Source organism: Achromobacter sp. 1014246743 (assembly GCF_059760725.1).
Window position 1 is genome coordinate 1 of sequence record NZ_JCBANA010000028.1, and the last position, 12,866, is coordinate 12,866.

Below are 12,866 nucleotides of genomic sequence, written 5' to 3' on the forward strand. Positions count from 1 at the left end.
TCGGAAGCGTCAGTGTTGTATCAGAGACGGCCCTTCCGACATGGGTCTACGCAAATCTGTGTTTGGCGTGGCGTCCAGCCTGGTCGGGCTGATGCGTACGCGCCTGGAATTGCTGGCGCTGGAAGCGTCCGGCGAAAAAGCGCGCCTGCTCAAAGTGTTGGGCCTGGCATTTGCCGCGTTGCTGTTCCTGACGCTGGCGGTGCTGGTGTTCACCATCACCATCGCGGTGGCGTTCTGGCCCACCGAAGACCGCTATCTGGCCTTGGGCCTGTTGGCGGCGTTTTATCTGCTGGTTGGCGTCGTGCTGCTGCTGGTGGTGCGCCATGGGTTGCTGTATGGCCCGCCGCCGTTCGCAGCCACGCTGGAAGAGCTGGGCCGCGACGCGGAACTGCTCGAACGCGTGCGCGACGCCCAGGACGACGATGACCGGGCGCGTCGGCGCGAGGAGGGCTGAACCATGACGAAAAGGTCTCCCGCTGTCGACCGCGCGGTGCGCATCGAGCTGCTGCGGGCCCGCGCCGCGATCGAGCGCGAGTCGCTGGCCCAGGACATCGTCTCGGCCGGCCGCAAGCTTGAACCTTCGGCACTGTTCAAGAGCCTGCTGCCGGGCCTGGCGTCCGGGGGCGCGTCGCGCTGGGCCATGCAGGCCATTGGCCTGGCCCGGCGCTATCCGCTGATCAGCTCATCGGTATCGGCCATGTTCATGCGCGGCGGCAGGAAGTCCAAGCTGCTCAAGCTGGCCGGCGGCGCGCTGGTGGGCTGGCAGTTGTTCAAGCTCTGGCAGGATTCCCGCCAGGATGGCGACAATCCCTGAATGGGTTGCGCCCGCATCCTCTAACCCCGCCCTGGCCGGCGGGGTTTCTTTTGGCCCGCGGAATCTTTCTGTCCCCGAATTTGAAATAAAATGCGTCCAATTCTCAAATAGGTCAGGACATGTCCCGAGCTCCTCGCTTGCAGCCCCCCGTTCGTCCCAGGCGCCGGCCGTTGCGCCCGACTCCCGTTGGCGATGAAAGCGGCAGCTGGCGGCCCCTGGTCCGCCATCTCGGACGGTTCCGCGAGGCGCTGGACGTCATGTGGAAGCTGTTGCCGCTGTGGCTGGTGTTGCCCGCCGGGGGCGTCTGGCTGCATCTCCATGGTGCGGGCTGGGAAAGCCTGTTCCTGGATGCGGTGGTGTCCTGGAGCGGGCTGGGCGTGCTGCTGGCCGCCGGCTTGCTGGGTTGCCTGGCGACCACCGTGCTGATTGTTTCACCGGCGTTGATGTTCTTCGGCGGCATGCGGGCGCACCTGGTTGCTCGCGTGGCCCGCGGAGCGAGCTTCACGATATCGGCCCGGCTTGCGTGGTTGACCACGGGGTGCTGGCTGGCGACATTGGCGGGGGCGCGCTACCTGGCCGATACCGCCGAGCGTTGGGCGCCCGGGGCCGGCGTGGCGGCCTGCATGGCGGCGGGCAGTGCGCTTGCCCTGGCGGCGTTGGCGCTGGCCGCGGTGTGGACGCGCAAGCGCTTGACGCGGGAGTGGCGCGATGACGACACGGGCTTCTGGCGGGTGCTTGCCGCGACGCTGGGCCTGGCGGGGGCGATGATGGTGATGAGCCTGGTGCCGTTTCTGACCCTGCTGGCGCTGGTCAAGCCGCTGGCGGGCGAGGCGGGATCCGGCTTTGCCTTGTTGTTCGTGCTGGCCCTGACGTTCGGACTGAGTTTCCTGCCCGTGCTGGCCTTGCTTGCCTCGCCGGCCCATGCCGGCAAGAGCGGCAAGATGAAGGCGTGGACTGCGGTGGTGTTCGCGACAGTGCTGCTGCTCGCGGGCAACTATGGCAGCCTGGCGCAATGGGCGCTCAAGCCGCTGGGCGTGTATCGGACGGCGCCGCAACACTACCTGTTGGTCAAGCCGGAAGCGGCCGCGGCGGTCAGCGCGGCGGGTCTGACGCTGGCGCCGGCGTGGGGCGGGCAGGCGGTGCGCGCCTATCAGCGTTTCGCGTTGGGGGGCGTGTTGCTGCTGTGCCAGCGGGCCGGCCCGTTGCCGGGCCAGGCGCGCGGCGCCGGCTGCGCCGCGCTGCGGCGCGACGATGTGATTCCGTATCAGCCGGCGGCGCCGACGGTCACGCCGGGCGTCGACCGCCCCAGGGCGAAACGGCCGCGCCGGACAGATACCCTGCTGCCGGGCTGACGCCCGGCCACGTCGGGCTTACAGCCCCAGTTGGCCCCACATATCGTCCACGCGTTTCTTGACGGCGGCGTCCATGGCGATGGGGGTGCCCCATTCGCGCTGGGTTTCGCCTGGCCATTTGTTGGTGGCGTCCAGGCCCATCTTGCCGCCCAGGCCCGAAACCGGCGAGGCGAAGTCCAGGTAGTCGATGGGGGTGTTTTCCACCAGCAGCGTGTCGCGCACCGGGTCCATGCGGGTGGTCATCGCCCACACCACTTCTTTCCAGTCGCGCGGGTTGATGTCTTCGTCGACCACCACGATGAACTTGGTGTACATGAACTGGCGCAGGATGCTCCACAGGCCGAACATCACGCGCTTGGCGTGGCCGGCGTACTGCTTGCGGATCGACACCACGGCCAGGCGATAGCTGCAGCCTTCGGGCGGCAGGTAGAAGTCGACGATCTCGGGCAGCTGGCGGCGCAGCAGCGGCACGAATACTTCGTTGAGCGCCACGCCCAGCACAGCGGGTTCGTCGGGCGGCTTGCCGGTATAGGTGGAGTGGTAGATCGGGTTGCGGCGCATGGTGATGCGCTCGACCGTGAACACCGGGAACCAGTCCTGTTCGTTGTAGTAGCCGGTGTGGTCGCCATAGGGACCTTCCAGCGCCATTTCGTAGCCGGTGTCGGGTGGCGGGTTGACGCCGTCGGGCACGGTGGGGGCGATTGCGCGCGGGTCGGACGACGGCAGCAGGTGGCCTTCGAGCACGATTTCGGCCCAGGCCGGCACCGACAGGTTGCTGCCCAGCGCCTGGGCGACTTCCGTGCGCGACCCGCGCAGCAGGCCGGCGAACTGGTATTCGGACAGGCTGTCCGGCACCGGGGTGACGGCGCCCAGGGTGGTGGCGGGGTCGGCGCCCAGCGCCACGGCGATGGGGAAGGGCGTGCCGGGGTGCGCCAGCGCGTGGTCGCGAAAGTCGAGCGCGCCGCCGCGGTGCGACAGCCAGCGCATGATCAGCTTGTTGGGGCCCAGCAGTTGTTGGCGGTAGATGCCCAGGTTCTGGCGCTTGGCGTTGGGGCCGCGGGTGATGACCAGGCCCCACGTCAGCAGCGGCGCCACGTCGCCGGGCCAGCAGGTCTGGATGGGCAGGCGGTTCAGGTCCACGTCCTTGCCTTCCCAGACGATTTCCTGGCAGGCGGGGCTCTTGACGTTCTTGGGGCTCATGTCCCACAAGGCCGATTTCAGCATCGAGACCTTGGCCAGCGCATCGCGCAGGCCCTTGGGGGCCTCGGGCTCGCGCAGGGACGCCAGCAGTTCGCCGATGTCGCGCAGGGCGCTGACGTCGTCGGCGCCCATGCCGCGGGCCACGCGGGAAGGCGTGCCGAACAGGTTGGCAAGCACCGGCATCTCGGCGGGCTTGCCGTCGTGCACGGCTTTTTCGAACATCAGGGCGGGGCCCTCGGCGCGCAACACGCGGTCGGAAATTTCGGTCATTTCCAGGCGCGTCGAGACGGGCGCGGCGATGCGTTTGAGCTCGCCCATGCGTTCGAGTTGAGCGAGGAAGTCTCTAAGGTCGCGGTATTTCACTACAGATCCCGGCGATTTGGTTACATTTTGGGGAGAAAGAGAGGTTAACATTGACTCCCTCTTTTTTAACGCAGGAGGTTTTATGCCCGATGCGTCAGTGGCCAGCCTGTTCAGGAACATGGCCCAAGGAGTGCACCAATATCTTGCCGAGTCCCTGCGCATCTGCTCCGTCTACCTGGGCATTGCAGTGATCGTAACGGTAAGCATGGGATTCGCCCTGCCTGGTTTGCGCGACCAGGCATTGCAAGTGCACAAAGCCTTGTTGACCGCCCTAGCGCCTTCATCCATGCAGACCGGCGTCGAATCCGACACCGGGTCCGAGTTCGGCGATTCCTCGTCGGCGATTGCCATGGCCGTTCCTACCGCGCCTTCCAGCAATGCCACCGGCATGCTGGGGCCTGCCCGCACGGCGCCTGCCGCGCCGAAAAAGCCTGCCATGGTTGCGACCGGGCCGCAGGCGGAAGCGCTGCGCAACTATATTTCGCGCAAGTACAAGGTCGCGTATGACGCGACGGGTCCGCTTCTGAATACCGTCTACAAGGTCGGCCGCGAGAAGCAGCTGGATCCGCTGCTGTTGCTGGCCGTGATCGCGATCGAGTCCCGCTACAACCCGCTGGCTGAAAGCCACGTGGGCGCGCAGGGGCTGATGCAGGTGATGACCAGCGTGCACCAGGACAAGTTCGATGCAGTGGGCAAGAATCCGCTGGATCCTGGGGCCAATATTGCCGTGGGCGCGACGATTCTGCGCGACTGCATCAACCGGCGTGGGTCGGTGGATGGCGGGTTGGCATGCTATGTCGGGTCGACGGGGCCGGATGACAACGGCTATGGGGCTAAGGTGCAGGCGGAGCGGCGGCGGTTGGCGTTGGCTTCCGGGATTGCTTTGGCTCGGGATTGACTGAGTTCTTTTGTTGCGTTGTTGCTTCGTAGGCCGCTCGGCACGGGTGGCGCCCATGCGAAGCGCGCCAACGATTGCGGTCCGGCGCGCGGGCGCCGGACTGCCTAGGCGGCCCCCCCCTTCGTCATTCTCGTCCGCCTGCGGCTCCCTTCGAATTCCCTCGGGCGCATCGACGGCGCGCTTCGCATGGGCGCCACCCGTGCCGAGCTACCGGTTTCGAGAATTGTGATGCCGCTAGGCTGGGGTGGGGGGGCGAGGTTTGCGTTGCCCGCCAGAAACCGGCTGCGCGGGCAGCCGGTTTTGGCTTACGCGGTGTCTTGCGTCGGGGCGGGGGCGCTGCGCGCTGGTGGGGATTGTTGTCCGGTTTGAGTGCAGATCGAGCGGGCGATTGCTGCTCTGTTTTCCGGCGGCTTTGGCGGATTGAGGTGCCGTTTTTTCTTGTTGTCTGGTGCTTGTTTTGTCGTGTGAGCTTGTTGTAGGCGGCCTGTTGGCCGCCTTTTTTGTTTTAGCGGGCCAGTAGCTTGGTCATGCGTGCGACGGCTTCTTCCAGGCGGTCCAGGCCGGTGGCGTAGGAGAAGCGCATCGTGTGGTGGCCGTGGGTGGGGCCGAAGTCCAGGCCGGGGACGGCGGCGATGCCGGCTTCCAGCAGGAGGCGTTGGGAGAAGGTGGCACTGTCGGTGCCGAAGTCGGTGATGTCGGCGTAGATGTAGAAGGCGCCGTCGGGTTTGACGGGGACTTTGAGGCCCAGGCGCTCGAATTCGGGCAGCAGGTAGTCGCGGCGTTGCTTGAAGGCTTCGCGGCGGTGTTCGAAGGTGCGCAGGGCGTCGGGGGTGAAGCAGGCCAGGGCGGCGTGCTGGGCCAGGGTGGGGGCGCAGATGGCGAGGCTGGCGGCGATTTTTTCGACGGGCGCGACCATGTCTTCGGGCACGATCATCCAGCCCAGGCGCCAGCCGGTCATGTGGAAGTACTTCGAGAAGCTGTTGATGACGATGATGTCGTCGTCCAGCGTCAGGGCCGACCGCGGCTGGCCCTCGTAGGACAGGCCCAGGTAGATTTCATCGACGATGGCGAAGCCGTTGCGGGCGCGGACCTGGGCCAGCAGGTCGGCCAGTTCGCGCGGGTCGATGGAGGTGCCGGTGGGGTTGCTGGGCGAGGCGACCATGACGCCCTGGGTGGCGTCGGTCCAGTGCTGGGCGACGTCCTGGGCGGACAGCTGGAAGCGCTTGTCAGCCGAGCTGGGGATCAGGCGCGGCACGCCGCCCGCGGCCAGCACGAAGTTGCTGTTGGCGGGGTAGGACGGGTCGGGCATGAGGACTTCGCCGCCCGCGTTGACCAGCGCGGCGCAGGCCAGGGTCAGGGCGCCGGATGCGCCGGCGGTGACGATGACGCGCCGGGGGTTGATCGTGGCGCCGAACTGGTCGTGGTAGAACTGGGCAATGGCCTCGCGCAGCGGCATGATGCCGGCGGGGGGGCTGTAGCCGCTCTGGCCCGCCTGGGCGGCGCGCTGCAGCGCTTCCACGACCTGGGGCGGCGCGGTAAAGTCCGGTTCGCCGATACCGAGGCTGATGATGTCCTTGCCGGCCGCTTGCAGGGCTTGCGCCTGCTTGAACAGCTCGACGACCTGGAAGGTCAGGAAATCGTGGGTACGGGCGGCAAGGCGGGGCATCGGATTCTCGAAGGCGTTTTGAAGCGGAAAAAGGAATTGTATTCATGCAGCCATCCCGGCGCGCTTTCCTGATGGGCCGGCGGCCCGTCCTGACCCCTTGGGCTACCTTCCTGCAGCGCCTGGGATTGTCATGCCAGGGGGCGGTAAAGGACCTGGGCGAGGCGGGCAGCGAGGGGCCGCGCGCCTTGTTGACGCCGGTGCGCGAGGCCGACGTGGCCCATGCCCGCACGCTGTGCGCGGAATACGGCGTGGTGATGGCGCTGGACGACGCGCAGGGGCCGTTCGAACCCGCTTATGGGCCGTTGCTGTGGCTGGACCCCAGCCGCCTGGCGGGGTTGGCGCGGCTGACCGGGCCAACCCCGCGTTGGCGGGCCCAGCCGGGCGTGCCGCTGGCCGCGCTGGCGCAGGCCGGGCTGACGCAGTTCGACGGGCTGCCCGGCGCGATGACGTTGGCGCAGTGGCTGGCGGCCCCGGCATTGTGGCCGACGGGACAATGCGCGGCGTCGGGCGTGCTGGCGGTGGACCTGGTGCTGGCGGACGGCGTGGAGGAAACCTTGGGGCCGTTCGGCGCCGCCGACGTGCAGCCGCTGCGGTCGGCGACCGTGCAGCGATTGGTGCCGTCCTTGTTCCAGCTGTCGGGCGGGGCATTCGCCACCGACTACCGGCCGGGGCTGCGCTGGCCGGCCCGCTATCGCCTGGACGCGCTGGCGCCCGAGGCGCCGGCCACCGTCAACCTGGCGCATCTGGTGCTGGGGCATGGCGGTACGCTGGCCTGGGTGCAGGGCGTGACGCTGGAGGCCCGGCCGGCCTTGGTGACGGACGCGCTGCCGGTCGACCCGGGCGCGTCGTCGCAGACGGTGTCACAGCGGCGCATCAAGGCGCTGTTCGATCCTTATGGGCGTTTTCCCGAATTCCAGGACTCAGTGAATAGCGACAATTTGTAAGCCAAGGGTAAGATGGGCAGCGCTTGCGGCAAAGGGGCAAGCGCACGCCGAACGGCACGCAGGGAACGTTTCGCGCCGTCCGTCATCGGAATAGAATTGCCCCCTTTCGTGTTCCTCACTCTAGCCAGTAGCCGCCCCTATGGATGCCAACCTTCGCAAAGCCGCCCTTGAATATCACGAGCACGGCCGCCCCGGCAAAATCTCGGTCACGCCGACCAAGCAGCTCACCAACCAGCGCGACCTGGCCTTGGCGTATTCGCCCGGCGTAGCGGCGGCCTGTGAGGAAATCGTGGCGGACCCGGCCAACGTGTTCCGTTACACGGCCCGCGGCAACCTGGTGGGCGTGATCACCAACGGCACCGCGGTGCTGGGCCTGGGCAACATCGGCGCGCTGGCTTCCAAGCCGGTGATGGAAGGCAAGGCGGTGCTGTTCAAGAAGTTCGCCGGCCTGGACGTGTTCGACATCGAAATCAACGAAACCGACCCGGACAAGCTGGTCGAGATCATTGCCGGCCTGGAAGCCACCTTCGGCGGCATCAACCTCGAAGACATCAAGGCGCCGGAGTGCTTCACGGTCGAGCGCAAGCTGCGCGAACGCATGAAGATTCCCGTTTTCCACGATGACCAGCACGGCACCGCGATCTGCGTGTCCGCCGCGTTCATCAACGGCCTGAAGGTCGTGGGCAAGGAAATCGACAAGGTCAAGGTCGTGACGTCCGGCGCGGGGGCTGCCGCCCTGGCGTGCCTGGACCTGATGGTGGACCTGGGCCTGCCGCTGGAAAACATCTGGGTGACCGACATCGAGGGCGTGGTCTATGAAGGCCGCACGACGCTGATGGACCCGGACAAGGCGCGCTTTGCGCAAAAGACGGACGCCCGCAAGCTGGCCGACGTGATCGAGGGCGCGGACGTGTTCCTGGGCCTGTCGGCCGGCGGCGTGCTCAAGCCGGAAATGGTCGCGGCCATGGGCTCGCGCCCGCTGATCCTGGCGCTGGCCAACCCCACGCCGGAAATCCTGCCCGAGCTTGCCCATTCGGTGCGCGACGACGTGGTCATGGCCACGGGCCGTTCGGACTACCCGAACCAGGTCAACAATGTGCTGTGCTTTCCGTACATCTTCCGCGGCGCGCTGGACGTGGGCGCCACCACCATCACGCGCGAGATGGAAAAGGCGGCGGTGTATGCCATCGCCCAGCTGGCGCAGGAAGAACAGAACGAAGTGGTCGCGGCGGCCTATGGCACGTTCGATATTTCGTTCGGCCCCGAATACCTGATTCCCAAGCCCTTCGATCCGCGCCTGATCGTGCGCATTGCCCCCGCAGTGGCCAAGGCCGCGATGGACGGCGGCGTGGCCACGCGCCCGTTGGCCGACCTGGAAGCCTACGAAGAGCAGCTGCAGCAGTTCGTGTACCACTCGGGCGCCTTCATGAAACCGCTGTTCTCGGCGGCCAAGCGCATCGTGCGCGAAGGCGGCCCGGCTCGCATCGTGTTCGCCGAGGGCGAAGACGAACGCGTGCTGCGCGCGGTGCAGGTGGTGGTGGACGAAGGCCTGGCCCGCCCCATCCTGGTGGGCCGCCCGTCGGTGCTGCTGACCCGCATCGAAAAACTGGGCCTGCGCCTGCGCCTGGGCGAAGACGTCGAAGTCACCAACCCCGAATACGACGAACGCTTCCATCAGTACTGGACCACGTACTGGGAATTGATGTGCCGCCGCGGCATTACCAAGGAAATGGCGCGCGTGGAAATGCGCCGCCGCATGACGCTGATCGGCGCGATGATGGTGCGCCTGGGCGATGCCGACGGCATGGTCTGCGGTTCGGTGGGCGCGTACCACGACCACCTGCGTTTCGTGGACGAAGTGATCGGCCGCCGCGCCGGGCGCAACGTGTACGCCGCCATGAACATCCTGCTGCTCAACGAGCGCACGGTGGTGCTGGTGGACACGCACGTCAACGACGAACCCACGGCCGAGCAGATCGCCGAATTCACCATCGCCGCGGCCAACGAAATGCAGCGCATGTTCCTGGCCCCCAAGGTGGCGCTCTTGTCGCGGTCGAACTTCGGCTCGGGCAGCTCGGCCTCGGGTGCCAAGATGCGCCGCGCGCTGGAACTGGTGCGCCAAGCCGCGCCCGAACTGGAAATCGATGGCGAAATGCATGGCGACTGCGCGCTGGACGAAGCGCTGCGCATGCGCATCCTGCCCTCGTCCACGCTCAAGGGCGAAGCCAACCTGCTGGTGTGTCCCAACGTGGATTCCGGCAACATCGCCTACAACCTGCTCAAGACGGCGGCCGGCGGCAACGTGGCGGTGGGGCCGTTCCTGCTGGGCGCCAATGCCCCGGTGCACATCCTGACCTCCAGCTCCACCGTGCGCCGCATCGTCAACATGACCGCGATGACTGTGGTCGATGCCAACACGCCACGTTGAAGTCGCTCCGGCCGGCCCGGCGTGCCCGCGCACGCCGACCGGCCTGGTCCTGACCGGCGGCGGCGCGCGCGCCGCCTACCAGGTGGGCGTGCTCAGCGCCATCATGGAGCTGCTGGACCCGGACTGGCATTCGCGTTTCAAGAATCCCTTCGACATCATCTGCGGCACCTCGGCCGGTGCCATCAATGCGGCGGCGTTGGCCTGCCGGGCCGAGCGCCCGCACCTGGGCGTGCGCCGCATCCGGCGCCTTTGGTCGTCGCTGAACACCGACATGATCTATCGGGCCGACGCGCCGGGTCTTATCCGCACGGGCGTGCGGTGGCTGGGCCTCTTGTCGCTGGGCTGGATGTATTCCGGGCTGACGCGCAAGCGGCCGCAGTCGCTGCTGGACAACAGCCCCATGCAGGCGTTGCTGGGCCGGGTACTGAACTTCGACAGCCTGCAGTCCAATCTGGAAAGCGGCGCATTGTCGGCGTTGGCCATCACGGCGTCGGGCTACACCAGCGGCGAGCACCTGACGTTCTACCAGGCCCACACGCCGATCGAGCCGTGGCATCGTTATCTGCGGCTGGCCATCCCCACGCCGATCACGGTCGATCACCTGATGGCTTCGTCCGCGATCCCTTTCGTTTTTCCCGCCCGGCAGATTCCGGTGCACGGCAAGGGCGAATGGTGCGGCGACGGATCCATGCGCCAGCTGGCGCCGATCAGCCCGGCCATACACCTGGGCGCGCATCGGGTGCTGGTGATCGGCACCGGGTTCCGGGACGACACCCACCCCGAGCATCGCGAGGACGCGCCGCCGTACCCCTCGCTGGCCCAGGTGGGCGGCCATGCCTTGTCCAGCATCTTCCTGGACGGCCTGTCGATGGACGTCGAGCGCCTTGAACGGTTGAATTACCTGGTGGACCACGCCGTGCCCCGCGAAGGTGACACGGTCAACGTACGCCGCATCCAGGTGCTGACGATCACCCCCAGTCGGTCGCTGGATTCGCTGGCGCTGGAACACCTGGGCGACATGCCGGCCCAGGCCCGTGCTCTTTTTCGCGTACTCGGTGTATCGTCCGACCCAGGCCGCCCCGGCGGCGGCGCGCTGATGTCCTACCTGTTGTTCGAATCCAGCTACACCAAGCGATTGATCGAACTGGGTTATGCCGATACGATGCAGCGTACTGACGAAGTGATCGCCTTTTTCAAGGAGGCACAGGCATGACGCGCAATGCCCAATCTACCCTGCAGCGGCAGTTGAAGCGAGGTGGAGCGCTGGCTCACGACGGGCTGGACAAAAAGGCCGTGGTCGAGGCCGCGCATGAACTCGGCCTGCCTCTGTTCGTGGCCAATTGCGACCCTGCCCGCAGCCGTTCGGCGGTGTTGCGCGCCATCGCCAAGGCGGTGGATTTCCCCGAGTATTTCGGGGGCAATCTCGACGCGCTCTACGACTGTCTGTGCGACACCGTGCTGGATCACAAGATCGGCGTGGTGCTGTGGCTGTACAAGCTGCATTCGGGCGACCCCGCCCTGGAAGAAGACGCCGCCCGCATTGAATCGGTGTGTGCGGACGCCGCCGAATTCGCCCACGAAAACGGCCGCATCTTTGCGTATGTCGTGGAACATGCGGGCAAGCACCCGGACCCGGAACCCGGTGTGGCTGCCGCGCCTTACGGCGAAAACGACTGATTTCAATTCGCGGCAGGCCGACGGGCCTGCCGGATGCCCCCACCGGCGTCAGGGACGTCGGGTGTGTCTTTCTATTCCGTTACCAGCCCAGCAGGGCGCCCGCCGCAGCGATCAAGGCGAGACCAGCGGTTTCGGTGCGCAGCACGCGCGGCCCGAACCTGACGGTTTGCACGCCGGCCTCGCGGGCCTGGGCCAATTCCTTGTCAGACCAGCCCCCTTCGGGGCCGACCAGCAGCGTCAGCGACGCGAGGCCGGGCGTGGTCTGCAACAGGCCGGCCAGGTCGGTGTCGGCATCGGGGTGGCACAACAGACGCAGGCCATCGGCCGGCAACGCCAGCCAGTCGGCCAGGGCCAGGGGCGCGTCGACCGTCATCAGGCGGTTGCGGCCGCACTGCTCGGCGGCCGATTGGGCGATGCGCTGCCAGTGGGCTACCCGCTTTTCCAGCCGCGGGCCCGACAACTGCAGCACGCTGCGCTGCGCGGCGATGGGGCAGACCCGGGCGGCACCCAGTTCCACGGATTTTTCCACCACCCAGTCCATTTTGTCGCCGGACGGCAGGCCCTGCACCAGGGTGATGCGGCCGGCCAGCTCGGCTTCGCGCGGGTCGAAGGCGCCCAACTGGGCAAAGCCGGCCTTGCCGTCGACGTCCAGCGTGGCGGGGTATTCGCCGCCCTGGCCGTTGAACAGCACGACGCTTTCACCGGCACGCAGCCGCAGCACTCTCAGGGCGTGGTGCGCCAGGGCATCCGGCAGGGCGATGCGAGTGCCGGCGGACAGGGGAGCGTCGCAGAAAAAGCGGGGAACGGACATGGGCGTTGCAGCAACGGAAACGGGCGAAGGGCAGGGGCGGCGACCTGGCGTATTTCAGGTGACGGTATCCCCGGGCTACTTGAGCGCGTAGCCTACCACTTTGGTCCCCCATTCGATGAAGAGTGGGGTGTTGGAAGTGAGATTGAGCGCCAGCAGGACCAGAAAGCCCACGGTCATCTTTTTGTCCAGGCGCAGGAATTGGCTGCGCAGTTCTGACAGGTCTTCGTGAGTGGCGAAGCGCTTGAGTTCTTCGCGGTTGGGCAGCTTGGCGATTTCGCGGCGCAGTTCCTGTATTTCCTCGCGCCGGGCGAGGGGGGCGACGGCGTTTGCCAGTTCTTTTTGCCACTCTTGCCGCAATGCGGCCGCCAGTTCGGCCTCGCCCCGGATCTGGGCGAGTTCCAGGGAATGGGCAATGGCAATGGCCTGCTCTTCGCCCAGCGCATTGCGTAGTGCCATGATGCCTTCGACGGGCAGGGTGACGTTCAACATGCGGTTCATCTTAGATGGCTTCCGGTGCAGATACAGGCAGCCATCATGAATCTCGGACCGCCTCGCCGCAATTGTGGCTTCTACCCCATCATTTTCGGGCTTGCGCCCGCGCATTTCCCCGAGAATGCGCCCATTTGGCTCGTGCCGGCGCCCGATGGCAGGGGGGTAGGCCCCGGATGCTAAAATCTTTTGCTTCGCAACCTACTCAACTGGCCCCCATTTCC

The 12,866-nt window shown here is 66.8% G+C and carries 12 protein-coding genes; 8 read left to right on the forward strand and 4 right to left on the reverse strand.

Annotation, left to right across the window (positions count from 1 at the left end):
• Positions 1–40: 40 nt before the first annotated feature.
• The 3 genes from AC6LJ2_RS13560 (at position 41) to AC6LJ2_RS13570 (ending at position 2,166) form a co-directional block, all read left to right on the forward strand.
• On the forward strand, positions 41–454 hold the full coding sequence (locus AC6LJ2_RS13560) for a phage holin family protein (RefSeq protein WP_263911330.1): 414 nt from the start codon (positions 41–43) through the stop codon (positions 452–454).
• 3 nt (positions 455–457) lie between these two features.
• On the forward strand, positions 458–814 hold the full coding sequence (locus AC6LJ2_RS13565; protein ID WP_263911332.1) for a hypothetical protein: 357 nt from the start codon (positions 458–460) through the stop codon (positions 812–814).
• Between the two features lie 170 nt (positions 815–984).
• Positions 985–2,166, forward strand: a complete 1,182-nt coding sequence (locus tag AC6LJ2_RS13570) for a hypothetical protein (RefSeq protein ID WP_498151559.1) — start codon at positions 985–987, stop codon at positions 2,164–2,166.
• Positions 2,167–2,184: 18 nt separating this feature from the next.
• On the opposite strand, the gene ubiD is transcribed toward AC6LJ2_RS13570, so the two are convergent.
• Complete coding sequence (gene ubiD / locus AC6LJ2_RS13575) at positions 2,185–3,729, reverse strand: 4-hydroxy-3-polyprenylbenzoate decarboxylase (protein WP_263911334.1); 1,545 nt, start codon at positions 3,727–3,729, stop codon at positions 2,185–2,187.
• 82 nt (positions 3,730–3,811) lie between these two features.
• Between ubiD and AC6LJ2_RS13580 the strand changes: the two genes are divergently transcribed.
• The gene (locus AC6LJ2_RS13580; protein ID WP_445657298.1) at positions 3,812–4,627 is read left to right on the forward strand and encodes a lytic transglycosylase domain-containing protein; all 816 of its coding nucleotides are present in this window, start codon (positions 3,812–3,814) and stop codon (positions 4,625–4,627) included.
• Between the two features lie 505 nt (positions 4,628–5,132).
• Here AC6LJ2_RS13580 and AC6LJ2_RS13585 read toward each other — a convergent pair.
• Positions 5,133–6,293 (reverse strand): pyridoxal phosphate-dependent aminotransferase, encoded by a 1,161-nt coding sequence (locus AC6LJ2_RS13585; protein ID WP_263911337.1) that lies wholly within the window; start codon positions 6,291–6,293, stop codon positions 5,133–5,135.
• Positions 6,294–6,337: 44 nt separating this feature from the next.
• Here AC6LJ2_RS13585 and AC6LJ2_RS13590 point away from each other — a divergent pair, with 44 nt between their 5' ends.
• The 4 genes from AC6LJ2_RS13590 to AC6LJ2_RS13605 all read left to right on the forward strand — a co-directional run bounded on the left by AC6LJ2_RS13590 (position 6,338) and on the right by AC6LJ2_RS13605 (position 11,342).
• A complete protein-coding gene (locus AC6LJ2_RS13590) occupies positions 6,338–7,237 on the forward strand; it encodes an FAD-binding protein (protein WP_263911338.1) in 900 nt (299 codons plus the stop codon).
• A 139-nt stretch (positions 7,238–7,376) separates the two neighbouring features.
• The gene (locus AC6LJ2_RS13595) at positions 7,377–9,665 is read left to right on the forward strand and encodes an NADP-dependent malic enzyme (protein ID WP_498151560.1); all 2,289 of its coding nucleotides are present in this window, start codon (positions 7,377–7,379) and stop codon (positions 9,663–9,665) included.
• Positions 9,646–10,878 (forward strand): patatin-like phospholipase family protein, encoded by a 1,233-nt coding sequence (locus AC6LJ2_RS13600; RefSeq protein ID WP_445657296.1) that lies wholly within the window; start codon positions 9,646–9,648, stop codon positions 10,876–10,878. The genes AC6LJ2_RS13595 and AC6LJ2_RS13600 overlap by 20 nt, the downstream gene beginning before the upstream one ends.
• On the forward strand, positions 10,875–11,342 hold the full coding sequence (locus AC6LJ2_RS13605) for a barstar family protein (protein ID WP_025137340.1): 468 nt from the start codon (positions 10,875–10,877) through the stop codon (positions 11,340–11,342). Before AC6LJ2_RS13600 ends, AC6LJ2_RS13605 begins: the two co-directional genes overlap by 4 nt.
• Positions 11,343–11,421: 79 nt before the next feature.
• Here the strand turns inward: AC6LJ2_RS13605 and AC6LJ2_RS13610 are convergent, their stop codons facing one another.
• Together AC6LJ2_RS13610 and AC6LJ2_RS13615 are read right to left on the reverse strand one after the other, a co-directional pair.
• Positions 11,422–12,153, reverse strand: a complete 732-nt coding sequence (locus tag AC6LJ2_RS13610) for a 16S rRNA (uracil(1498)-N(3))-methyltransferase (RefSeq protein ID WP_498151561.1) — start codon at positions 12,151–12,153, stop codon at positions 11,422–11,424.
• Between the two features lie 75 nt (positions 12,154–12,228).
• A complete protein-coding gene (locus tag AC6LJ2_RS13615; protein ID WP_175194119.1) occupies positions 12,229–12,651 on the reverse strand; it encodes a hypothetical protein in 423 nt (140 codons plus the stop codon).
• Between the last annotated feature and the right edge of the window lie 215 nt (positions 12,652–12,866).